Below are 23,777 nucleotides of genomic sequence, written 5' to 3' on the forward strand. Positions count from 1 at the left end.
TCGATAATGCGATAGTCTAACATAATTAGCCTGTCTACTATATTGTCCCATCTGCACTAATTTATAAAAAATAACCAGAAGACATATAAAGTGTAATGACAGTCATTGAATTGTGGTATTAAACCGCAAAATAATTTGGATGTCTAGATGTATTGACGTCCATCTTTCCAGTCGTTATTCTTGCGTGACGCTAATAATAACGATGATGGGGAAAGGTTATGGGATGTAAGCAAGCGACAATTGCGGTTCACAGTGGTTCAAATATTGATGAACAATATGGTTGTGTTGTTCCACCTATCTATCTTTCCAGTACATACAACTTTACCGGTTTCAATGAACCCAGGGCTCATGATTACTCACGCCGTGGCAACCCTGGCCGTGATGTGGTTCAACAGGTTTTGGCCGAGCTGGAAGGGGGAGCGGGCGCAGTCCTGACCAGCAGTGGCATGTCAGCGATCCATCTGCTCTGTACCGTATTTCTGAAACCAGGGGATTTATTGGTGGCCCCTCATGATTGTTATGGCGGTAGTTACCGCTTGTTTGACAGTCTAAGCAAGCGCGGTGCATACAATGTGATTTTTGTTGATCAGTCAAATGAACTGGCATTGAAACAGGCGTTGGCCAAAAAGCCCAAACTGGTGTTGATTGAAACTCCGAGTAATCCTCTGTTGCGGATCGTTGATATTCAATACATTTGTGCATTGGCTCATGAAATTGGGGCATTGGCTGTCGTCGATAACACTTTCTTAAGCCCTGTACTGCAAAAACCATTGGATTTAGGGGCGGATTTAGTGGTGCATTCCTGCACGAAATATTTGAACGGACACTCTGATCTGATTGCGGGAGCAATTATCGCTAAAGAGTCGGCCATTGCGGAAGAGCTGGCTTGGTGGGCGAACAATATTGGTGTGACGGCTGCGGCGTTTGATAGCTATCTGCTATTGCGTGGCATTCGTACATTATCTGCCCGCGTACTGCTCCAACAAAGCAATGCTGTTGCCATTGTGGATTATTTGCAACAACAGCCCCAAGTGAAAAGGCTCTTCTATCCTGCGTTGAAGAACCATCCGGGGCATGAAATTGCTGTTAAGCAACAGCAAGGTTTTGGGGCGATGCTAAGTTTCGAACTGGATGGTGATGAACAGGCCATGCGTCGTTTCTTATCTGCGTTAAAATTATTTACTTTGGCTGAATCTCTCGGTGGTGTGGAGTCGTTGATTTCTCATACAGCAACTATGACACACGCGGGAATGTCGGCAGAAGCAAGGGCTCAGGCGGGGATTACGGATTTGCTTCTTCGTGTCTCTGTAGGAATTGAAGATAGTCAGGATTTAATTGCTGATTTGGACAATGCGTTTCAGGCAGCGGCAACGAGGTAATCATGAGTATACTGGCAACAGCGGGGGCGGAATCTGGCCGTCAGTTACATAAATTTGGTGGCAGCAGTCTGGCTGATGTGAAATGTTATCAGCGGGTTGCTGAAATTATGGCGAACTACAGCCTGCCGGGTGATTTGATGGTGGTATCGGCAGCAGGGAGTACGACTAACCAGTTGATCGATTGGCTTAAGTTGAGTCAGAGTGACCGGATATCAGCACATCAAATACAGCAATCTTTGCGGCGTTACCAGCAAGAATTGATCCGTGGCTTGTTGCCCGAAACAGTTGCAGAAGAACTGAACGCAATGTTTATCGCTGATCTGGAAAGATTGAGCGTATTATTGGATAAGCCCGTCACCGATATCACATATGCCGAAGTTGTCGGTCATGGAGAAATCTGGTCTGCCCGTTTAATGGCGGCGGTGCTGGAAAATCAGGGTATCTCCAGCGCATGGCTGGATGCGCGTCAATTCCTGCGGGCAGAACGCATTGCTCAGCCGCAAGTTGACATCAGTTTATCTCAGCCCCTGCTTAGCCAATTATTGATCCAAAACCCCAATAAGCGTTTAGTGGTTACCGGTTTTATATCCAGTAACCAGAAGGGGGAAACGGTATTATTGGGGCGCAATGGCAGTGACTATTCTGCTACCCAAGTTGGGGCTTTAGCGGGAGCCAAAAAAGTCACAATTTGGAGTGATGTGGCGGGTGTTTACAGTGCTGATCCGCGTAAAGTCAAAGATGCCTGCCTGCTGCCATTGCTGCGTTTGGACGAGGCCAGTGAATTGGCACGTTTGTCCGCACCCGTTCTTCATACCCGTACATTGCAGCCTGTTTCTCTCAGCGATATTGATCTGCAATTGCGTTGCAGTTACCAGCCTGAACAGGGCTCCACCCGTATTGAACGAGTGCTGGCAACGGGGACAGGAGCAAAAATTGTGACCAGCCATGATGATGTCTGCCTGATTGAATTGCATGTTTCTCCAGCTCACGATTTCAAACAAATCTACAAGGATATTGATTCTTTGTTGAAGCGCGCCCAAATCCGGCCATTGGCAACCGGGTTACATGCAGATTGCAACTTGATCCAACTTTGCTATACCTCTGAGATTGTGAATAGCGCTCTTGATGTTTTGCAGGATGCTTCCTTACCCGGCAAACTTTCTTTGCGTGAAGGTTTGGCGTTGGTGGCGTTAGTGGGGGCAGGTGTATGCAAGAATCCGCTGCATAGCCATCGCTTTTATCAACAATTAAAAGATCAGCCGGTTGAATTTATCTGGCACGCAGAAGATGACATTAGTTTGGTGGCTGTACTGCGTTTAAATCAGACATCGCATTTGATTCAGGGATTGCACCAAAGCCTGTTTAGGGCAGAAAAACGCATCGGTTTGGTGCTGTTTGGCAAAGGAAATATTGGTTCCCGATGGCTAGAGCTATTCGCCCGTGAACAGAAGAACATTTCCGCTCGCAGCGATTTTGAATTTATTCTGGCGGGTGTTGTCGATAGTCGCCGGAGTTTGCTGAATTATCAGGGTATTGATGCCAGTCGGGCGTTGGCCTTCTTTGATTATGAAGCGACTGAACATGAAGAAGATGCTCTGTTTTTATGGATGCGGGCACATCCATATGATGATTTAGTTGTATTGGATGTCACGGCAAGTGAAGAATTGGCCAAAGAGTATATCTATTTTGCCAGTTATGGATTCCATGTTATCAGTGCCAACAAAGTCGCCGGTTCTTCCGACAGCAATACATACCGTATGATCCGCGATGCCTTTGCAAAAACGGGGCGTCATTGGTTATATAACGCCACCGTTGGTGCAGGGCTACCGATTAACCATTCTGTCAGGGATCTGCGGGAAAGTGGTGATACTATTCTGTCCATCAGTGGCGTTTTTTCCGGCACATTATCCTGGCTGTTCTTGCAATTTGATGGTTCTGTACCTTTCAGTGAATTAGTTGAACAAGCATGGCAACAAGGGTTGACGGAACCTGATCCGCGCATTGATCTTTCTGGTCAGGATGTGATGCGTAAGTTGGTTATTCTGGCTCGCGAAGCGGGTTATGAGATAGAGCCTGATCATGTGCGTGTTGAATCTCTGGTACCGGCAGAAGCTCGGAACGGTTCCATTGAAGAATTCTTTGAAAACAGTGCTGCCATTAATGAGCAAATGCTGCAACGGTTGGAAGCGGCACAGGAAATGGGCATGGTACTACGGTATGTCGCACGTTTTGATGCCAGTGGCAAGGCGAAAGTTGGTGTGGAAGCAGTGCGTAGCGATCATCCATTGGCTTCGCTGCTGCCGGCAGATAATGTCTTTGCGATAGAGAGCCGTTGGTATCGTGATAATCCGTTAGTGATCCGTGGGCCAGGAGCGGGGCGAGATGTCACCGCAGGGGCAATCCAATCGGATTTAAATCGTCTGTCGCAACTTCTGTAGTCCAATATTTTATAGGCGAGGATTTTCTTTCCTATTGATTAATCAGGCTTTAGCAGGGATATAACAGGTTATCCCTGCTGATGTTCACACCGCTATCCAATCAATCAAACATGCTTTTTTCTCTTTTTAAGTTTCATAAAACTCGCCCAAATTGGTTGTTTTCTGATATGAATAGAACGTTAGAAATAAATAGAAGAACACGTCTTACAGCAAAACATGAAGCATTCAGACAGAAAATAGGGTCATCAATCCATTGGTGAAATAGGTGACATACAGCAACAGAAGGCCAGGAACCACATGAATCAACAATATTCCGCAATGCGAAGTAATGTCAGTATGCTCGGTAAGTTGCTGGGCGATACAATTAAAGAAGCTTTGGGAGAAGATATTCTTGATAAAGTTGAAACGATCAGGAAGTTATCTAAATCATCCCGTGCAGGTAACGAGGTTCACCGCCAGCAGCTTTTATCGACGCTGGAAAATTTGTCCAATGATGAATTATTGCCTGTTGCCCGCGCGTTTAACCAGTTCTTAAATCTGACTAATGTTGCTGAACAATATCACAGCATTTCTCCACATGGTGAAGCGGCAAGTAATCCGGTGGCGCTGGCAGCGCTGTTCAACCGGCTGAAAGACAAACAATTCAGCAATGACGATTTGATAAAGGCGGTCAATGAGCTGGCGATTGAATTGGTTTTGACCGCTCATCCGACAGAAATTGCCCGCCGTACCCTGGTTCATAAGTTGGTTGAAGTGAATGGCTGTCTGGCACAGCTTGATCATGACGATTTGGCCGATTATGAACGTAATAACATCATGCGTCGGCTGCGTCAGTTGATTGTCCAATCATGGCATACTGATGAGATCCGTAAGATTCGTCCTACCCCAATTGATGAAGCAAAATGGGGTTTTGCTGTGGTCGAAAACAGCTTGTGGGAAGGTGTGCCGGCATTTCTGCGTGAGTTCAATGAACAACTGGAAGAATCCATTGGTTATAGCTTGCCAGTGGAAGCGGTGCCAGTACGTTTTACCTCTTGGATGGGAGGTGATCGTGATGGTAATCCTAACGTTACCGCCGAAATTACCCGTCATGTTTTACTGCTGAGCCGTTGGAAGGCCGCAGATCTGTTCCTGAAAGACATTCAGGTTTTAGTTTCTGAACTCTCCATGTCGGAATGTACGCCTGAACTTCGCCAAATGGCGGGAGGTGAGCATGTTTTAGAGCCTTATCGTGAGATTGCTAAACAATTGCGTACGCAATTAGGTAACACGCTGGCTTATCTGGAAAAACACCTTAAAGGCGAGCAAGCTTTACCACCAGCGGATTTACTCCTGCATAACGAACAGTTATGGCAACCACTATATGCCTGTTATCAATCCCTGAAAGATTGTGATATGGAAATTATCGCGAACGGGCAATTACTGGATACCTTGCGCCGCATTCGTTGCTTTGGTTTATCTTTGGTGCGTATTGATATCCGTCAGGAAAGTACCCGCCATACTGATGCGATTGGTGAACTGACGCAATATCTGGAAATGGGCGATTATGCGAGCTGGCTTGAAGCCGAAAAACAGGCATTTCTGTTGAGAGAGTTGCAATCAAAGCGTCCTCTGATCCCGCGTGATTGGCAGCCCAGCGCAGAAACACAAGAAGTTTTCGATACCTGCAAGGTTATTGCTGAATCACCACAAGATTCGATTGCGGCTTATGTTATTTCCATGGCGAAAGTACCTTCTGATGTCTTGGCGGTGAAATTATTGCTGAAAGAGGCGGGATGCCCATTGTCATTGCCTGTTGCGCCGTTGTTCGAAACCCTTGATGACCTGAACAATGCAGAAGGCGTGATTCGACAACTATTGGGAATTAAGTGGTATCGCGATCTGATTAAGGATAAGCAGATGGTGATGATTGGTTACTCCGATTCAGCCAAAGATGCAGGGGTGATGGCGGCGTCGTGGGCACAATATCGGGCACAGGATGCATTAATTAAAGTGTGTGAAAAAGAGGGTGTGACACTTACCCTGTTCCACGGGCGTGGAGGTACGATTGGCCGTGGTGGTGCTCCTGCCCATTCGGCTTTACTTTCCCAACCGCCAGGTAGCCTGAAAGGCGGGTTTCGCGTAACGGAGCAGGGAGAAATGATCCGCTTTAAGTTTGGTTTGCCGCAGGTAACGATCAGCAGTTTGGCCTTGTATGCCAGTGCGATTTTGGAAGCAAACTTATTGCCGCCACCGGAGCCGAAACCGGAATGGCACCAGATTATGGATACACTCTCCGATGTTTCCTGTGATATGTATCGTAATTATGTACGTGAGCAACCGGAATTTGTGCCTTATTTTCGGGCAGCAACACCGGAACAAGAGTTGGCAAAACTGCCGTTAGGTTCACGGCCGGCTAAACGACGCCCGACAGGGGGCGTTGAAAGCTTGCGAGCGATCCCGTGGATATTTGCCTGGACGCAAAACCGTTTGATGCTACCGGCATGGTTAGGCGCAGGTGCGGCGTTACAACGGGTGATCGATGCCGGTAACTTGCCAGTTTTAACGGATATGTGTCGCGACTGGCCATTCTTCAATACGCGTATTGCCATGTTGGAGATGGTGTTTGCCAAAGCAGATCTGTGGTTAGCAGAATATTACGATCAGCGTTTGGTAGAACCGAAGCTGTGGCCGTTAGGCGTAAAATTGCGTAACCAACTGGCAGAGGATATCGAAACGGTACTGACCATTGCACAGGATGAACAATTGATGGCGGATTTGCCGTGGATCGCCGAATCTATCGCCTTGCGTAACGTGTATACCGATCCGTTGAACGTACTACAGGCCGAATTACTACAGCGTTCCCGTCAGCAGGAAAATCCTGATCCGCATCTTGAGCAGGCGCTGATGGTGACAATTGCCGGTGTTGCGGCAGGAATGCGCAATACAGGATAGTTTAAATATTTTTGAATCATAGAAGCCGAATGGGGAAACTATTCGGCTTTTTTAGTTTTAACAAGGGCGTACTCCTAATGTATGGCAGATGGCATAACTCAATTCTGCCCGATTCAGGGTATAAAAATGAAAATCTTTCACGCCCTCACGACTGAGAATTTTCACCATATCCATTGCAATAGATGCACCGACTAAGTTGCGACTTTCTGGATCATCATCCAATCCTTCAAACATTCTGGTCATCCAACTTGGGATCCGGACGTTAGTCATTGAAGCAAATCGTTGCAATTGACGGAAGTTCGAGACTGGTAAGATCCCTGGTACAATTTCTACGTCAATTCCTGTTGCGACACAGCGATCACGAAAACGCAGATAACTCTCCACATCAAAAAAGAATTGGGTAATGGCGCGATTGGCTCCAGCATCAATTTTACGTTTTAAATTGATCAAGTCTGCCTGTGCACTTTTCGCTTCTGGATGCACTTCTGGATAAGCTGCAACGGAGATATCAAAATCCGCTTCTTTTTTTAATAGCTCAACTAAATCTGCACCATACATTTCTGGTTTACAACCGTTAGCCGGTAAATCACCACGTAATGCCACAATATGACGAATACCGTTTTGCCAATAATCATGAGCAATGTTGCTTAGTTCTCCACGGCTGGCATCAATGCAAGTCAGATGTGGGGCTGCATCAAGGCCCGTTTTTTCTTTAATACCCTTGATAATGCTATGAGTGCGATCACGTTCGCCAGAGTTGGCACCATAGGTAACAGAAACAAACTTAGGCTTCAGCTTGCTCAAGCGATCAATGGATTTCCACAGGGTTTGTTCCATCTCAGCCGTTCTGGGTGGAAAGAATTCAAAGGAAACGCGAATTTGCCCTTCAAGTTCAGCCAGATTTTGGTTCAGCGCTTCTCGCTGATTAGCGTGAAAAAAACTCATACCCTGTGCCCTCATGAACAAACGGAACTTTTGTTCGCTTGTTTTTAGATGTTTAAATGTTTGTATGTCTATCCGTTTAGATGTCCAAATAGAATGGGCGAAGTGGAGTTTTTAGTCAATCGAGAAATGTCTTATTACCAGTGAGGAATATTCAAAATGATCAGGAAAGAAATTCATGTTGGGGAATTAGCGAAAAACCCCGATGCACTCACCGAGGTTATGACGCCGACCGGTCACTCCCAGTCCATTTATGGTACTAATTATGAACACTTTTGCAGAGGAAACTAATTAGCCATTTGGCGGCTGGGAAACAGTACAGCTTTAACCCGCATTCAAACAAAAATGAGCCACAAGCTGTGAAAGTAATTTCCTCGTTGGCTCAATAAATGCCATATCTAAAAATTCATCGGGCTGGTGCGCTTGTTCAATCGATCCAGGCCCTAAAACCAATGTTGGGCACAACGCCTGAATAAAAGGCGCTTCTGTACAGTAATTGACGGTATCTGCTTTGGTTCCCAACAGTTTTTCAATCACGCCCACCAGTTTGTGATCTGTCGGACATTCATAGCCCGGAATGGGGGGATGAAGTTCTGTCACGTTCAGGCGACCAGGCCAGCGCTGTTTTACAGGTTCCAGTGCGTCATTCAGCAATCCATTCAAATCCTGCAAGGTTAATCCGGGAAGCGGACGGATATCCATATGCAGTTCACAGCAGGCACAAATGCGATTTGCGGCATCACCGCCGTGAATATGGCCGAAATTCATGGTTGGATAAGGGATGACGAACGCCGGATTGTGATAGCGCTCTTGTAAGGTATGGCGTAGTTTTATTAGCTGGGTAATGGATTCGTGCATCAGATCAATGGCATTGACGCCCCGCGCTGGATCACTGGAATGCCCTGATTTTCCTTCAATGCGGATAGCCTGGGCTATATGCCCTTTATGGGCGCGGATTGGCTGTAATGATGTCGGTTCGCCAATGATGGCAAAATCAGGCCGAATATGAGTATTGGCAGCAAAGTAGCGTGCACCTGCCATTGATGTTTCTTCGTCAGCGGTAGCGAGAATATAAAGGGGATGAGATAGTTTGCTGACATCGATATCCCGCAACGCATCAATGATAAAGGCAAAGAAGCCTTTCATATCAGCCGTCCCAAGCCCATATAATTTTCCATCGCGTTCGGTCAATGTGAAGGGATCTTGTGTCCAGCGCCCCTCATCAAAAGGAACAGTATCTGTATGACCACATAGCAGTAAACCACCCGAACCACTACCCAATGTTGCCAGTAGATTGAATTTACCTCTGGTTTCAGGAACGGGTTGAATTTCAATGGAAAATCCGATCTCTTTTAGCCATTCCGCCAGCAGATTGATAACAATTTCATTGCTTTGATCGAGTTCAGCATCATTTGCGCTGATAGAAGGAGCCGCAATGAGCTGATGATATAATTTAATAAAAGACGGTAATTTGATATTCACTGTTGACAGCCCTTACTCATAATAGTATCAATGTTCATGCAAATTAATTGCATATAAATGCAGTAAAGTCATTGGGTTAATACTATTGGGTTAATACTATAAGGTGAATAAATCCCATGTTGAATACGCTGATAGTTGGTGCCAGTGGTTATACCGGAGCTGAGTTAGCAGCATATCTGCAACGTCATCCCTATGTCCATCTCTCCGGCTTGATGGTTTCTTCTCAAAGTTTAGATGCGGGGAAATGTTTTTCAGAACTTCATCCACAATATAGGGGTATTCTTGATTTGCCCTTACAGCCGTTGACCGATGTGATTGAGGCAGCAAAAGGGATTGATGTGGTCTTCCTCGCCACTGCTCATGAAGTCAGCCATGATATTGCCCCAATATTTTTGGCAGCAGGTTGTATCGTGTTTGATTTATCCGGTGCCTATCGTGTACAAAATACACAGTTTTATAAAAAATACTACGGGTTTGAACATAAAAATTCTCAGTGGTTGGAGCAAGCTGTATATGGATTGGCAGAATGGCAAGCGGAGAAAATCAAGCAAGCGCAATTGATTGCTGTTCCTGGCTGTTACCCTACCGTTTCCCAACTTTCATTGAAACCGTTGCTTGAACAAAATTTATTAGATATAGAACATTGGCCTGTTATCAACGCTGTCAGTGGTGTCAGTGGTGCTGGCCGAAAAGCGTCGATCACTAATAGTTTCTGTGAAATTAGTTTGCAACCATATGGTGTTTTTAACCATCGTCATCAGCCTGAAATCACTACTCATTTAGGTACAGAGGTGATTTTTATCCCTCATTTGGGCAATTTCTCACGCGGTATTCTTGCCACAATTACCTGTAAGTTGAAATCTAGTGTGACAGAAGCACAAATTAGCGAAGCTTATCAGCAGGCATATCATGATAAACCGTTGGTACGGTTATATGGCAAAGGGTTTCCCGCGTTGAAAGCTGTGGTTGGTTTGCCATTTTGCGATATTGGTTTTGCCGTTCAGGGGCAGCATCTGATCATCGTAGGGGCTGAGGATAATTTGTTGAAAGGGGCAGCGGCACAAGCAATACAGTGCATGAATATTCGTTTTGGGTATGAAGAAACTCAGGCATTATTTTAATTTCTAACCTACAGATATTAATACCGACAGAGGATAAATCCGATGGAGCCGTTAGTTATCAAGTTGGGTGGTGTGTTGTTAGATAGTGAAGAAGCGCTGGAACGGTTATTTACCACATTACAGTTATACCGAAAAACACATAAACGTCCGCTGGTTATTGTGCACGGCGGTGGCTGCTTGGTTGATGAACTGATGCAACGATTGCAGATGCCTATTTTGAAGCAACAAGGCCTGCGGGCTACACCTGAGGATCAAATTGACATCATTGCGGGGACGTTAGCCGGAACTGCCAACAAGAAATTGCTGGCGTGGGCAACAAAGTATCGTTTGCCTGCCATCGGATTATGTTTGGGAGATGGGGGGATGGTTAAAGTTTCTCAACTGGATAAAGAGCTTGGTCACACTGGAAAGGCTCAACCAGGAACACCTGATCTCCTGAAAATTTTGCTGGATTTGGGCTACATACCGATTATCAGCTCAATTGGTATCACTGAACAGGGTGAATTGATGAATATCAATGCCGATCAAGCTGCGACGGCTATTGCACAAGTGCTGAATGCAGATTTGATCTTGTTGTCTGATGTCAGCGGTATTCTGGATGGGAAAGGGAAAAAGATCCCAGAAATTACGACAGAACAGATCGCGCAGCTTATCGATCAAGGCATTATCACTGATGGCATGATAGTGAAAGTGAATGCCGCATTGGAAGCGGCAAAAACACTCGGACAACCAGTGGATATCGCGAGTTGGCGTCATGCAGATCAGTTGATTGCGTTATTTAATGGCATACCTATTGGCACACGAATTTTGGCGTAATTGAACGTGTATTTACCGAACTTAAGTTTTTACTAAAATTAAAAAGGTTATTCCTATGACTAAAAGCATTAAGAAAATCGTTCTTGCATATTCAGGTGGTTTGGATACTTCCGCCATTATTCCGTGGTTGAAAGAACATTATGACAATTGTGAAGTGATTGCGTTTGTCGCTGATGTCGGCCAAAGTCGTGAAGATCTGGAAGGTGTGGAACAGAAAGCATTACGTTCCGGTGCTTCTGAATGTCATATCGTTGATCTGCGCGAAGAGTTTATCAAAGAGTATGTTTATCCTGTGTTAAAAACTGGCGCCCTGTATGAGGGAAGTTATCTGCTTGGTACATCAATGGCTCGTCCAATTATTGCCAAGGCACAGGTTGAGCTGGCTCTGAAAGTGGGAGCGGATGCTGTCGCCCACGGTGCAACAGGTAAAGGGAATGATCAGGTTCGGTTTGAAAGTACTTATACCGCCTTGGCACCACATCTGAAAGTTGTGGCTCCGTGGCGGGAATGGGATCTGCGTTCCCGTGAAGCACTGCTGGATTATTTGAAAGTCCGTGATATCCCGACAACAGCAACGCTGGAGAAAATCTATAGCCGTGATGAAAATGCATGGCACATTTCAACCGAAGGTGGGGTTTTGGAAAGCACGTGGAACGCTGCCAATAAAGATTGCTGGGTGTGGACAGTAGAGCCAGAAGAGGCGCCCAATGAACCGGAATATATCACTGTGACGGTTGAAAGAGGTGAAGTCGTTAGCGTGAATGGTCAGGCGCTTTCTCCCTATCAATGCCTTGATGAGTTAAATAAGTTGGGCGCCAAACATGGCATTGGCCGGATCGATATCGTGGAAAACCGTTTAGTAGGCATGAAATCCCGCGGTTGTTATGAGACTCCGGGGGGAACCCTAATGATGGAAGCACTGCGTAGTATCGAACAACTGGTTTTGGATCGCGATAGTTTCAAATGGCGTCAACAACTGGGGCTGGAAATGTCTTATGTTGTTTATGACGGCCGTTGGTTTGCGCCATTGCGTCAATCAATCCAAGCAGCAGCAGAAATTTTAGCGGCCAGTGTCAGCGGTGAAGTAGTTCTGAAACTTTATAAAGGGCAGGTAACGGCAGTGCAGAAAAAGTCAGCCAATAGCCTCTATTCTGAAGAGTTCGCCACTTTTGGCGAGGATGAAGTTTACGATCATAGCCATGCAGAAGGGTTTATTCGCCTCTATTCTCTTTCTTCACGTATTCGTGCACTGAACAGCAAAAAGTAATTTTTGGGTAATCAACTTTTAGCAATTAATAGTAATTGGAAAAAACAGGAACGATATTATGGCACTTTGGGGTGGGCGTTTCAGTCAGGAAGCTGATCAGCGGTTCAAGCAATTTAATGATTCACTGCGTTTTGATTATCGTTTGGCGGAGCAGGATATTGTTGGCTCGGTTGCATGGTCAAAAGCGTTGGTCACGGTGGGAGTGTTAACTGCCGAAGAGCAGCAAAAGCTGGAGCTGGCTTTAAATGAGTTACTGGATGAAGTGCAAACCAATCCCAAGGCCATTTTGCAAAGCGATGCGGAAGATATTCACAGTTGGGTAGAAGGGCAACTTATCACGAAAGTGGGCGATTTGGGTAAGAAACTCCATACGGGACGTAGCCGTAATGATCAGGTCGCAACTGATCTGAAATTATGGTGTAAAGATCAGATCGCCCACATTCTGACAGCATTAGTTGAGTTGCAACAAACCCTAGTGTTCACTGCTGAAAATAATCAGGATGCAGTAATGCCAGGTTATACTCATTTGCAGCGGGCACAACCTGTCACTTTTGCCCATTGGTGCTTAGCCTATGTGGAAATGTTCAGTCGTGATGAAAGTCGATTGCAAGATGCACTAAGGCGGTTGGATGTCAGTCCGTTGGGATGCGGGGCGCTGGCAGGAACGGCGTATGATATTGATCGTGAACAACTGGCGTCATGGCTTGGTTTCACCTCAGCGACATGCAATAGTCTGGATAGTGTTTCGGATCGTGATCATGTTTTGGAGCTACTGTCAGATGCGAGCATTAGTATGATTCATCTTTCGCGTTTTGCTGAGGATCTGATTTTCTTTAATAGTGGAGAGGCCGGCTTTGTTGAATTGTCGGATCGGGTAACCTCCGGTTCTTCCTTGATGCCGCAAAAGAAAAACCCAGATGCATTGGAACTTATCCGTGGCAAGTGTGGACGGGTACAAGGGGCATTGACGGGGATGATGATGACTTTAAAAGGACTTCCTCTCGCCTACAATAAAGATATGCAGGAAGATAAGGAAGGCTTGTTTGATGCACTGGATACCTGGTTGGATTGTTTGCATATGGCGATACTGGTGTTGGATAGCATTCAGGTAAAACGCTCCCGTTGTGAGGAAGCAGCAAAGCAAGGGTATGCTAATGCGACTGAGCTGGCTGATTATCTGGTGGCAAAAGGTGTGCCATTCCGCGAGGCACATCACATTGTTGGTGAAGTTGTTGTTGCGGCAATTGACAGAGGTAAGGCACTGGAAGCGCTTTCTCTATTTGAATTGCAAAAATTCAGCAACGTCATTGCTGTGGATGTGTATGACGTTTTATCGTTGCAATCTTGTTTGGACAAGCGACTGGCAAAAGGTGGTGTAGCGCAAGAGCAGGTGAAACAAGCGATAGCCCAGGCGAAACAACGATTTAGGTAAAAACACTAATAATCACACGCAGTTGATAGTTTTTTACCCTCGTGGATATAATGATTTATTGATCAATACTATCATTGATATCAAATGCTGAGGTTGGGAATGAATATCCGCGATCTGGAATACCTTGTAGCACTTGCTGAACATCGGCACTTTCGCCGAGCCGCTGATGCTTGTCATGTCAGTCAACCGACATTGAGCGGGCAAATCCGCAAACTGGAAGATGAGCTTGGGGTGATGCTGCTGGAACGCACTAGCCGCAAGGTATTATTTACCCAACAGGGTATGCTGCTGGTGGAACAGGCCAAAACTGTATTGAGAGAAGTAAAAGTTTTGCAGGAAATGGCCTCCCTTCAAGGTGAAAGTATGTCTGGACCGTTGCATATCGGTCTTATTCCAACAATCGGCCCCTATCTCCTACCACTTATCGTTCCTGAACTGCATAAATTGTTCCCCAAATTGGAAATGTACCTGCATGAGGCACAAACCCAACACTTATTGGCACAACTTGATAGTGGAAAGCTTGACTGCGCTATTTTGGCGTTGGTGAAAGAGACCGAAGCATTTATCGAAGTGCCATTGTTTGAAGAGCCTATGAAGCTGGCGGTGTATGAAGAGCATAAATGGGCTGGGCGGGATAAAATTAAAATGGGTGAGCTATCCGGCGAGAAGCTATTGATGCTGGAAGATGGGCATTGCTTGCGTGATCAAGCGATGGGATTTTGTTTCCAGGCGGGAGCCAAAGAAGATACCCATTTTAGGGCAACCAGCCTGGAAACTCTGCGCAATATGGTCGCAGCGGGCAGCGGTATTACATTATTACCTGATTTGTCAGTTCCGAATGAGAGAAGACGGGATGGGGTTTGCTATCTGGAGTGTTACGAACCGGAACCCAAACGGTCTGTTATATTGGTTTATCGCCCTGGCTCACCTCTGCGTGGTCGCTATGAGCAATTGGCAGAGGCGATTCGGACTAAGATGGGCAATTATTTCGCAATACTCGGAAAAACATCAAAATAATCGGTTTAGCCCATTGAGTGCCGCAACACGGTAGGCTTCTGCCATTGTTGGATAATTGAAGGTAGTATTAACGAAATATTCGATATTATTGCCTTCACCTTTTTGTTCCATGATGGCCTGACCAATATGAATGATCTCTGCGGCGCGTTCACCAAAACAGTGAATACCTAAAATCTGTTTTGTCTCACGGTGGAACAGGATCTTAATGCTGCCCACATTCATGCCGGCAATTTGCGCTCTTGCCAGATGCTTGAATTGGGCGCGTCCTACCTCATAAGGGATTTTCATTGTGGTTAATTGTTGCTCGGTTTTACCCACTGAACTGATTTCAGGAATGGTATAAATTCCGGTTGGAATATCTTCTACCAGATGCAGGTTAGCATTGCCTGTGGTCATCGCTTTTGCCGCGATACGCCCTTGATCATAGGCCGCAGAAGCCAAACTTGGATAGCCAATAACATCACCAACGGCATAGATGTTTTCATTGCTGGTTTGGTAGACACGATTGACTTTCAGTAAACCTCGGCTATCTGTTTCCAGTCCGACATTTTCTAAACCTAGCTTGTCTGTATTACCTGTTCTGCCATTGGCATACAACAGGCAATCCGCTTTGACTTTCTTGCCAGATTTCAGATGGACAATGACACCATCATTAACGCCTTCAATTTTTTCATATTCTTCATTGTGGCGGATGACCGTGCCACTATTCCAGAAATGGTAGGAGAGGGCATCAGACATTTCTTGATCAAGAAAGGACAGCAGATGATCACGAGTATTGATCAAATCCACCTTAACACCCAATCCGCGGAAAATGGAGGCATATTCACAGCCAATCACTCCGGCACCATAAATAATGACATGGCGAGGTTCGTGATTCAGTTGCAGTATGGTGTCGCTGTTATAAATACGGGAGTGGGTGAAATCGACATCGGGAGGGCAGTAAGGACGGGAACCGGTGGCAATGATAATGTTGTCTGCGCTCAAGATATCAACACTATCATCGGCATAACGCACACTTACCCGATGTTCATCAATGAAAGTGGCTTCTCCTGCAAACATTCGACAACGATTACGTTCATAAAATCCTTGGCGCATCTTAGTTTGCTGGTTAATAACGACTTCAGCATGGCGCAGAATTTCTGAAAACGAGGAGCGAAGAATGCGGGAGTTATCACTGTAGAGGGGATTTTGATTAAATTCGATAATACGACTAACAGCATGGCGGAGAGCTTTCGACGGGATGGTGCCCCAATGAGTACACCCACCACCGACATTATTATAACGTTCTATAACAGCAACGTTTTTACCTTGTTTTACTAACCCCATTGCTGCTCCTTCCCCGCCGGGACCAGAGCCAATCACAATGGCATCAAAATGAGTATATTGCATAGAGGAAGGACCTGTTTTTACACAAAATAACAACGCTATCTTAACATTACTTGATGCAATAACCCAATGAGCATAAGGTTTTTATCTCACTGTTTAGAAATGATCAGGAAAACACTACACTTGCAAAGTGTGCATACATTATCAAAATCATACAAATATTTTGCTGTTTATAGATAAAGTGAATATTTGCCTGTACTGCACATTCCAGCTATTTTCTGATGTCCGCTGTATTCTGGTGAGCAATTTGTAGCAGCCAGTTATTTACGATAGCGACTTCCTCAGATACTGGATACTGATTACTTCTGAGAACATGGTAAGCCATGCCCTTTAAAGAGGGTTCGGTAACGACCTGCAGTACCCCCAATCGTAGTTCTTCTTCGATCAATAACAGACTTAACAGCGCCACACCCTGACCTGCGATAGTTGCCTGGATAGCATGACTTTCCTCGGAATACCTAATCCCCGTGGATAAGTCAGGTGGTTTCAGTCCGGTGGCTTGGGCCCAGGCGCTCCATGTTAGATCTACAGGCAGAGGGCGATGCCAGTCGAAATGAATTAAAGGCCATTGTGATACATCTTGACTTATCATCGTTATAAGCGTTGGACTGGCGACAGGTGCAAAATGATCCTCCAGAAGCAACGTAGCAACCTCACCCGCGTACTGACCAGGACCATACCTAATCGCCAAATCTACTGTACCGGTATTTAGATCAACCGGCGTGTTAGATGCATGGATATGAAGATCAATGTCGGAATATGCTTCCTGAAATAATGCCAGCCGAGGTATCAACCATTTGGTGGCGAATGCAGGCGTCGTGGATAGCATCACCGATTGCCGACGTGGCTTTTTTATATGCTCAATGGCTACAGCAATGGTTTCGAAGCCACTGTGAACCGCAGCAAACAGAGTCAGTCCGTTCGGTGTTAGTTCAACCGCACGCACTTTGCGTAGGAACAAGGGGTGTTCGAGATATTCCTCCAATACACGGATACGGTGACTGATCGCAGTCGCTGTGACGGACAATTCCTCAGCCGCCTGCTTAAAACTACGTAAACGTGCTGCAGCTTCAAAGGCACGAAGTGATGTTAGAGAAGGGAGTCGTATAGCCATGCATGGATGATATCATTTCATCTATTAGTTGAAAATATATCGTTTGTTAGGTTGCGATATTAAGTAGAGACTTACTTTACTTGAATATATTTCATCTATAAGGATTTAAATTGACATGACTACGTTATTGCACATCGATGCCAGTGCACGCTATGGCAGTTCTGACAAAATTTCCCATGGTTCGCATACACGTCGGTTAACTGCTCGTTTCGTACGGCAGTGGATTACATTGCATCCCGAGACGAAAGTGCTCTACCGCGACGTAGGTCAAGAATCTCCACCACCCGTCACTGGAAAATGGATACACGCAGCTTTCACCTCCGAACATGTACGTGAAGATTGGATGAAAGAGGAGCTTCGAATTAGTGATGTATTGATTGACGAGGTGCTACAAGCTGATCTTATTGTGGCTGGCGTACCGATGTATAACTTTGGGCCTCCCGCACAATTCAAGGCATACATTGACAACATTGTACGAGTAGGGCGTACATTCGGGTTTGATCGAAACAGGGATGGCGAACCTTATTGGCCCCTGTTGGCAGACTCTGGAAAACGCTTGGTAATTCTCTCTTCACGTGGTGATTACGGATACCAACAGGGCGGTCGCCTAGGAAGTCTCAACCATGTAGAAGCATCGGTGCGCACCGCTTTCGCATACATTGGTGTGACTGATGTTCATGAAGCGGCCATTGAGTATGATGAGTTTGCAGATTGTAGATTGGCTGATTCGATCAGACAGGCGGAGGGAGTTATAGATGACCTTGTATCGATGTTAGGAAACAGCTCGATTTAAGTAGGTTTAGTGGCAGCGAAGCTGTAAAATGCGATACTTAACATTTGGACAAAATAAAGTGGTTTTTGCGTTCAATTACGTTATGGGATTTGATTTACAGGGCTGAATAATATCTTTAAGAGAACTATCACAGCAAACTTAGCAGAATCTGTTATATTTGCCCGATTAGAGTCGAGATAGATCAGGATTGTTGTGAGTAACGTAACCGGCGTTAGAGCAAAACAGAAAGAGAAAACCCGCCGCTCCCTGATTGAAGCGGCATTCAGCCAACTCAGTGCTGAACGCAGTTTTACCAGCCTGAGCCTACGGGAAGTCGCTCGTGAGGCGGGTATTGCACCGACTTCTTTTTATCGACATTTTCGGGATGTGGATGAACTGGGGCTGACGATGGTGGATGAAAGTGGTTTGATGCTACGCCAGTTAATGCGTCAGGCACGTCAGCGCATAGCCAAAGGGGGGAGTGTCATCCGTACTTCGGTTTCAACCTTTATGGAGTTCATCGGCAACAATCCCAATGCGTTCCGTCTATTGCTGCGTGAACGCTCCGGTACATCAGCTGAATTTCGTGCGGCTGTAGCACGAGAAATCCAACATTTTATTGCCGAATTGGCAGACTATCTTGAGCAAGCTAGCCATATGCCACGTCATTTTACTGAGATACAGGCTGAGGCGATGGTGACAATCGTGTTCAGTGCAGGCGCAGAAGCATTGGATATTGATGAAGAAAAAAGGCGTCGTCTCGAAGAGCGTTTGGTTTTGCAACTCCGCATAATTTCCAAAGGCGCTTATTATTGGTATCGTCGTGAGCAAGAAAAAAATACTGTCCCTAAAGCGATCCCTAAATCCTCTGAATAATAATGAAAGGAGAATAATACGATGGAACAATACCGCCAAGATAAAAGCACAATGTTGCTGGCTCTTATCGTTGGAATGGCAACACACGGAACTTTCTCAACATTTTTCAATTCTTTTGTACCTTTTTCTATTTTCCCTCTTATTGCATTGGCACTTTCTTTGTATTGTCTCCATCAACGTTATTTGAATTATCCAATGGCAGAAGGATTACCAAAACTGGCCGTGGGATGCTTCTTATTAGGCATGTTCGTGTATAGCGCATTCATTCGGATGGAATATCCAGCAATTGGCTCTAATTTATTGTCTGTCATTATTGGTACTGCTTTGGTGTTTTGGATTTACCTAAAGATGAAAAAGCGTAAGCAGCACGCAACGCTCACTTCAGAAAGCCAAAGCTAATTGCTTTTATCAAAATGGTTTAATAAAAAACGCCACAAAATCAAATTTGTGGCGTTTTTTTAATAACAATTATGTTCTTTGCTCCAATAGGACACCGCACTCCATATGATGGGTATAAGGGAATTGGTCAAAGAGTGCCAGTTGGCTGATTTTGTGGGTCTGTGTTAGCGTCTCCAGATTTTGGCAGAGCGTTTCTGGATTGCAGGAAATATAAAGAATACGTGGATACGCTTGAACCATTTTTAGCGTTTCTTCATCCAGCCCACTGCGTGGTGGATCAACAAAAATGGTTTCACATTGATAACTGCTTAAATCAATTCCTTGCAGTCGGTTAAATTTACGCTCTCCGTTCATCGCCTGGGTAAATTCTTCCGCTGACATGCGGATAATCTGCACGTTATCAATTTTGTTTGCTGCGATATTAAATTGTGCGGCAGCCACTGAAGGCTTGGCAATTTCTGTCGCCAATACTCGTTCAAAATTCTGCGCCAGCGCCAAAGAGAAATTACCATTGCCACAATACAGCTCAAGCAAGTCACCTTTCGAGCCTTTGGTGATATCAATTGCCCATTCCAACATATGAACATTAATACTGGCATTCGGCTGTGTGAAGCTATTTTCAACCTGACGATAAATCATGTGCTTGTCTGCAACAGACAGCTCTTCATCAATATAGTCATGGTCAAGCATAATCTTGGTTTTTGCTGCACGTCCAATAAGTTGTACATCAAACTCTGCTGCGGTGAGTTGGTTACGCAGAGCAGTTGCATGTTCACGCCATTCATCCCCCAGTTTTTTGTGGTAAAGCAGAGAGACAATGATTTTGTTACTGCGGGTAGAAAGGTAATCCACCTGAAACAGTTTATGGCGTAATGCTGGATTGTCTTTTACGCCAGCAATGATGGCTTGCATCATTTTATTGATTAGGTGATTGGCAACTGGAAATTGATCAATACGGATACGTTGTTTAGTTTGTTGATCAAACATGATGTGGTAAAGGTCATCTTCCTCATGCCAGATACGGAATTCTGCGCGCATTCTGTAATGTGATGCCGGGGAACGGAAAACTTCAGGCTCAGGTGCGCTAAAGGGGAGCATCATTCCTTTTAGACGATGGACTTTCTCCATCAATTGATTTTCATAATTTTCCGTTGGCAAGGCATTCTGCATTATCGGGTTCTCGTCGCGTTAAGAAAAATTTCCGAGCGCATTGTAGGGAAAGTACAAAGGATGTCCAGTTTTCTGGTTTATCTGTTCTTTTTTTGATAGAGAGGTATTCTGGACACTCTAAAACCTTCATCGTAGCATGACTCTTTATAGTTAAAATACAGAGCCAGATACCACATATATTCTCATCACAAATCTTATGATAAATAAAAAACAGATTCTTCTATCTGCGGCATCCGTGGCGGTATTTTCTAGTTGGAGCCATTTTGCAGGTGCAGATAATCAAGATACATTGGTGATTACAGCCCATCGCTTTAAGCAGCCGATTTCTTCAGTATTGGCGCCAACGACAGTAGTGACTCGTGAAGATATAGATCGTTGGCAATCCAGTAGCTTAGTTGATGTTTTGCGCCGTTTGCCGAGTATTGATATTGCGCAAAATGGGGGTGTTGGGCAGCACTCTTCTTTATTTGTTCGTGGTACAAACTCAAACCATACATTGGTGCTGGTGGATGGGCTCCGTTTGAATCAGGCAGGTATTACCGGAGCCGCCGATTTTAGCCAGATCCCAATCTCAATGGTGCAAAGAATAGAATATATCCGTGGCGCGCGTTCTGCTGTATACGGTTCTGATGCCATTGGTGGCGTGATCAATATCATCACAAAGCGGGGACAACGCGGGACAACACTGAATGCAGGGATCGGCTCGAATGGGTATCAAAACTATAATGGTTCAACACAGCAAAAACTCGGTGAGAATACTTTATTAACTACAGCCGCAGGCTATACCTATACAAAAGGGTTTGATGTGATAGTTGATGGTAAAACCGGAGGATATCGTCAGCCAGATCGCGATGGCTTTATGAGTAAAATGCTGTGGTTGGAAATAGATCATAAAATAAGTGAGCAAATGAGCGGATTTGCCAGAGTCTATGGATTTAATAATCGGACGGCTTATGATGCATGGAGCATCGATGAAGCAGATACTCGCGAACTGTTCAGTCGTACCTATGATGCTGGTATTCAATTTAACCAAGGCATCTATTCTTCTCAATTCATTGTCAGTCACAGCCACGTCAAAGATTACAATTATGTTCCTAAACATGGGCGTTATGGCAATCACTCTAGTCTGAGTGATTCAAAACAATACAATGTGCAATGGGGAAATACGTGGCAAGTCGGTCATGGTGCAATCAGTAGTGGAATTGATTGGAAAAGAGAATGGATTGCCGCTGGCTCCAATAACATCCCTGTACAAAAACATGTTGATAATACGGGGCTCTATTTAACTGCTCAGCAAAAGATTCAAGATGTCATTTTAGAAGGTGCTGTGCGTTCAGATCACCATGCTGAATATGACTGGAATACTACGGGGCAAATTGGCATCGGCTGGGAGTTTATTGATGGTTATCGTTTTGTCACTTCGTATGGAACAGCATTCAAGGCACCGACGTTGAGTCAGCTTTATAGCAGATGGGGAAATGAAAGCCTTAAACCAGAAAAAAGTAAGCAATGGGAAATCGGGATTGAAGGATTGACCGGACTACTTAACTGGCGTCTATCTGTTTATCGTAACGATATTGAGCAGTTGATAGATTTTGCCAATAATCGCTATGAGAACAGTGATAAGGCAAAAATAAAAGGTGCTGAGTGGACGGGAACAATGGATACCTGTATGTTCCAGCATCAACTGACATTACAGTACATTGATCCGCGTGATGGTAATGGCCAGCAATTAACTCGCAGAGCCAAACAGCAAGTTAAATATCAATTGGATTGGGAAGCCATGAATATCGATTGGGGGATCTCCTATCAATATCTTGGTCGGCGTTATGACCAAGACTACAGTACATATCCTGCGAAAACAGTGAAATTAGCCGGTGTAAGTCTGTGGGATATCAGCGCTTCATATCCGATCACTGACCACCTGACAATCCGTGCTAGAATAGCCAATCTGTTTGATAAGCATTATGAGACAGCCTATGGCTATCGCACCCCAGGAAGAGAATACTACCTCACTGGAAGCTACAACTTCTGATTTAAACAAGACCGCCCGTCCAACGATCCTGGTTTTTGATTCTGGAGTAGGTGGTTTATCTGTCTATCAAGAGATTCGGCAGCTCTTGCCGGATCTCCACTATATATATGCTTTCGATAATGAAGCATTCCCTTACGGCGAGAAAACGGCGGAAGTGATTGTAGAAAGGGTCGTTCAGATTGTTGATGCAATCCAGAAAAAGCACCCTTTGGCGGTTGTCGTTATCGCTTGCAATACTGCAAGTACAGTCAGCTTGCCCGCCCTGCGTGAACGTTTTTCTTTTCCTGTAGTTGGTGTTGTACCGGCGATCAAACCTGCTGCGAAGCTAACCTGTAATCGTGTTGTGGGATTACTGGCGACACGCGCCACAGTGAATCGCGACTATACCAAAGAATTAATTGAAAGGTTCGCTACGGATTGCCAGATGTATGCAATTGGCTCTGCTGAATTGGTCGAATTAGCCGAACGAAAATTACATGGCAAGAATGTTCCACTAAAAGAGTTAGAGAAGATACTGAAACCGTGGCTAAGAATGAAAGAGCCACCGGATACTGTCATTTTGGGTTGTACACACTTTCCTTTGATAGCAAAAGAAATTGCACAAGTTTTACCTGATGGAACAAGATTAATTGATTCGGGAGCTGCAATTGCTCGCAGAGCTGCATGGCTGATCAAAAATCGGGATGATTTGTTTTTAACAACTGCTGATAACTTAGCATATTGTACAAAGATCGATTCAGCGAATGAAGATTTGCGTCCCATTTTACGCGAATTAGGTTTCTTAACGCTGGAAAAACTATCAACTTAAGTGCAATTTGGCGTAATAATCATCGGTTGATGTTTTTTTTTAAAAAAACTCTTGTCAGCGCCATAAAACCCCCTATAATGCGCCACCACTGACCGAGGCAGCGCTGAAACAGGCCGCGCAGGACAGTGAGAGAAAAGCGAAAATAATGGCTTGACTCTGGCGGCGAAAAGCGTAAGATACGCAGCCTCGCAACCCGGAAGGAACTTCCGGTTGCCAACGCTCTTTAACAAGTTAATCAGACAATCTGTGTGGGCACTCGCAAGACACTTATCCAAGCCGAAAGGCAAAATGATTTAAAGTCTTGAAGAGTGACTGACAGTTAATTCATTACGAACTAACAGTAGAATTCTTTGAGCATCAAACTTTAATTGAAGAGTTTGATCATGGCT

The 23,777-nt window shown here is 45.0% G+C and carries 18 protein-coding genes; 13 read left to right on the plus strand and 5 right to left on the minus strand.

The genetic code is table 11. The features are described 5' to 3' along the window. Window positions 1-218 precede the first annotated feature (218 nt). From metB to ppc, 3 genes are all read left to right on the plus strand, one after another. The gene (metB, locus tag Xentx_RS04590) at window positions 219-1,379 is read left to right on the plus strand and encodes a cystathionine gamma-synthase (RefSeq protein ID WP_074019094.1); all 1,161 of its coding nucleotides are present in this window, start codon (window positions 219-221) and stop codon (window positions 1,377-1,379) included. A 2-nt stretch (window positions 1,380-1,381) separates the two neighbouring features. Then, window positions 1,382-3,817 (plus strand): bifunctional aspartate kinase/homoserine dehydrogenase II, encoded by a 2,436-nt coding sequence (locus tag Xentx_RS04595; RefSeq protein WP_074019095.1) that lies wholly within the window; start codon window positions 1,382-1,384, stop codon window positions 3,815-3,817. Between the two features lie 297 nt (window positions 3,818-4,114). Next, on the plus strand, window positions 4,115-6,751 hold the full coding sequence (gene ppc, locus Xentx_RS04600) for a phosphoenolpyruvate carboxylase (RefSeq protein ID WP_139292431.1): 2,637 nt from the start codon (window positions 4,115-4,117) through the stop codon (window positions 6,749-6,751). Between the two features lie 57 nt (window positions 6,752-6,808). Here the strand turns inward: ppc and metF are convergent, their stop codons facing one another. Continuing rightward, window positions 6,809-7,696: a methylenetetrahydrofolate reductase gene (gene metF / locus Xentx_RS04605; protein ID WP_074019097.1), complete on the minus strand. Its 888-nt coding sequence runs from the start codon at window positions 7,694-7,696 to the stop codon at window positions 6,809-6,811. Between the two features lie 321 nt (window positions 7,697-8,017). After that, window positions 8,018-9,175 carry an acetylornithine deacetylase gene (argE, locus tag Xentx_RS04610; RefSeq protein ID WP_074019098.1) on the minus strand — a complete coding sequence of 386 codons (1,158 nt, stop codon included), beginning with the start codon at window positions 9,173-9,175 and terminating at the stop codon, window positions 8,018-8,020. Between the two features lie 116 nt (window positions 9,176-9,291). On the opposite strand from argE, the gene argC reads away from it, so the two are divergent. The 5 genes from argC (at window position 9,292) to oxyR (ending at window position 14,828) form a co-directional block, all read left to right on the plus strand. After that, window positions 9,292-10,296, plus strand: a complete 1,005-nt coding sequence (gene argC, locus Xentx_RS04615; protein WP_074019099.1) for an N-acetyl-gamma-glutamyl-phosphate reductase — start codon at window positions 9,292-9,294, stop codon at window positions 10,294-10,296. A 42-nt stretch (window positions 10,297-10,338) separates the two neighbouring features. Next, entirely contained in the window at window positions 10,339-11,112 is a 774-nt protein-coding gene (argB, locus tag Xentx_RS04620; RefSeq protein WP_074019100.1) for an acetylglutamate kinase, read from the plus strand. Between the two features lie 55 nt (window positions 11,113-11,167). Next, window positions 11,168-12,379, plus strand: a complete 1,212-nt coding sequence (locus tag Xentx_RS04625; RefSeq protein ID WP_074019101.1) for an argininosuccinate synthase — start codon at window positions 11,168-11,170, stop codon at window positions 12,377-12,379. Window positions 12,380-12,437: 58 nt separating this feature from the next. Then, on the plus strand, window positions 12,438-13,811 hold the full coding sequence (argH, locus tag Xentx_RS04630; RefSeq protein WP_074019102.1) for an argininosuccinate lyase: 1,374 nt from the start codon (window positions 12,438-12,440) through the stop codon (window positions 13,809-13,811). A 99-nt stretch (window positions 13,812-13,910) separates the two neighbouring features. Then, window positions 13,911-14,828, plus strand: a complete 918-nt coding sequence (oxyR, locus tag Xentx_RS04635; RefSeq protein WP_074019103.1) for a DNA-binding transcriptional regulator OxyR — start codon at window positions 13,911-13,913, stop codon at window positions 14,826-14,828. Here the strand turns inward: oxyR and sthA are convergent. After that, the gene (gene sthA, locus Xentx_RS04640) at window positions 14,820-16,217 is read right to left on the minus strand and encodes a Si-specific NAD(P)(+) transhydrogenase (protein WP_074019104.1); all 1,398 of its coding nucleotides are present in this window, start codon (window positions 16,215-16,217) and stop codon (window positions 14,820-14,822) included. The genes oxyR and sthA overlap by 9 nt on opposite strands. Before the next feature lie 208 nt (window positions 16,218-16,425). Beyond that, complete coding sequence (locus Xentx_RS04645) at window positions 16,426-17,328, minus strand: LysR substrate-binding domain-containing protein (RefSeq protein WP_083600872.1); 903 nt, start codon at window positions 17,326-17,328, stop codon at window positions 16,426-16,428. Window positions 17,329-17,443: 115 nt separating this feature from the next. Here Xentx_RS04645 and Xentx_RS04650 point away from each other — a divergent pair, with 115 nt between their 5' ends. The 3 genes from Xentx_RS04650 (at window position 17,444) to Xentx_RS04660 (ending at window position 19,375) form a co-directional block, all read left to right on the plus strand. Continuing rightward, on the plus strand, window positions 17,444-18,121 hold the full coding sequence (locus Xentx_RS04650) for an FMN-dependent NADH-azoreductase (protein ID WP_074019105.1): 678 nt from the start codon (window positions 17,444-17,446) through the stop codon (window positions 18,119-18,121). 192 nt (window positions 18,122-18,313) lie between these two features. Then, the gene (gene fabR, locus Xentx_RS04655) at window positions 18,314-18,976 is read left to right on the plus strand and encodes an HTH-type transcriptional repressor FabR (RefSeq protein WP_074019106.1); all 663 of its coding nucleotides are present in this window, start codon (window positions 18,314-18,316) and stop codon (window positions 18,974-18,976) included. Between the two features lie 21 nt (window positions 18,977-18,997). Further along, window positions 18,998-19,375 (plus strand): YijD family membrane protein, encoded by a 378-nt coding sequence (locus Xentx_RS04660; RefSeq protein ID WP_074019107.1) that lies wholly within the window; start codon window positions 18,998-19,000, stop codon window positions 19,373-19,375. Window positions 19,376-19,444: 69 nt separating this feature from the next. Here the strand turns inward: Xentx_RS04660 and trmA are convergent, their stop codons facing one another. Then, window positions 19,445-20,545 (minus strand): tRNA (uridine(54)-C5)-methyltransferase TrmA, encoded by a 1,101-nt coding sequence (gene trmA / locus Xentx_RS04665; RefSeq protein WP_074019108.1) that lies wholly within the window; start codon window positions 20,543-20,545, stop codon window positions 19,445-19,447. 196 nt (window positions 20,546-20,741) lie between these two features. Here trmA and btuB point away from each other — a divergent pair, with 196 nt between their 5' ends. Continuing rightward, window positions 20,742-22,580: a TonB-dependent vitamin B12 receptor BtuB gene (gene btuB, locus Xentx_RS04670; protein ID WP_074019109.1), complete on the plus strand. Its 1,839-nt coding sequence runs from the start codon at window positions 20,742-20,744 to the stop codon at window positions 22,578-22,580. After that, a complete protein-coding gene (gene murI, locus Xentx_RS04675; RefSeq protein ID WP_074019110.1) occupies window positions 22,525-23,388 on the plus strand; it encodes a glutamate racemase in 864 nt (287 codons plus the stop codon). Before btuB ends, murI begins: the two co-directional genes overlap by 56 nt. The last annotated feature ends 389 nt before the right edge of the window (window positions 23,389-23,777 follow it).

It is taken from the genome of Xenorhabdus thuongxuanensis, assembly GCF_001908095.1.
Taxonomy (GTDB): domain Bacteria; phylum Pseudomonadota; class Gammaproteobacteria; order Enterobacterales; family Enterobacteriaceae; genus Xenorhabdus; species Xenorhabdus thuongxuanensis.

What these genes read in the sequence shown, in the direction of transcription:
- metF (WP_074019097.1), bottom strand. Translation starts at nt 7,696, where the DNA reads ATGAGTTTTTTTCACGCTAATCAGCGAGAAGCGCTGAACCAAAATCTG.
- murI (WP_074019110.1), top strand. Translation starts at nt 22,525, where the DNA reads ATGGCTATCGCACCCCAGGAAGAGAATACTACCTCACTGGAAGCTACA.
- Xentx_RS04645 (WP_083600872.1), bottom strand. Translation starts at nt 17,328, where the DNA reads ATGGCTATACGACTCCCTTCTCTAACATCACTTCGTGCCTTTGAAGCT.
- argB (WP_074019100.1), top strand. Translation starts at nt 10,339, where the DNA reads ATGGAGCCGTTAGTTATCAAGTTGGGTGGTGTGTTGTTAGATAGTGAA.
- btuB (WP_074019109.1), top strand. Translation starts at nt 20,742, where the DNA reads ATGATAAATAAAAAACAGATTCTTCTATCTGCGGCATCCGTGGCGGTA.
- argH (WP_074019102.1), top strand. Translation starts at nt 12,438, where the DNA reads ATGGCACTTTGGGGTGGGCGTTTCAGTCAGGAAGCTGATCAGCGGTTC.
- Xentx_RS04595 (WP_074019095.1), top strand. Translation starts at nt 1,382, where the DNA reads ATGAGTATACTGGCAACAGCGGGGGCGGAATCTGGCCGTCAGTTACAT.
- argC (WP_074019099.1), top strand. Translation starts at nt 9,292, where the DNA reads ATGTTGAATACGCTGATAGTTGGTGCCAGTGGTTATACCGGAGCTGAG.
- trmA (WP_074019108.1), bottom strand. Translation starts at nt 20,545, where the DNA reads ATGCAGAATGCCTTGCCAACGGAAAATTATGAAAATCAATTGATGGAG.
- ppc (WP_139292431.1), top strand. Translation starts at nt 4,115, where the DNA reads ATGAATCAACAATATTCCGCAATGCGAAGTAATGTCAGTATGCTCGGT.
- oxyR (WP_074019103.1), top strand. Translation starts at nt 13,911, where the DNA reads ATGAATATCCGCGATCTGGAATACCTTGTAGCACTTGCTGAACATCGG.
- sthA (WP_074019104.1), bottom strand. Translation starts at nt 16,217, where the DNA reads ATGCAATATACTCATTTTGATGCCATTGTGATTGGCTCTGGTCCCGGC.
- Xentx_RS04660 (WP_074019107.1), top strand. Translation starts at nt 18,998, where the DNA reads ATGGAACAATACCGCCAAGATAAAAGCACAATGTTGCTGGCTCTTATC.
- Xentx_RS04625 (WP_074019101.1), top strand. Translation starts at nt 11,168, where the DNA reads ATGACTAAAAGCATTAAGAAAATCGTTCTTGCATATTCAGGTGGTTTG.
- Xentx_RS04650 (WP_074019105.1), top strand. Translation starts at nt 17,444, where the DNA reads ATGACTACGTTATTGCACATCGATGCCAGTGCACGCTATGGCAGTTCT.
- metB (WP_074019094.1), top strand. Translation starts at nt 219, where the DNA reads ATGGGATGTAAGCAAGCGACAATTGCGGTTCACAGTGGTTCAAATATT.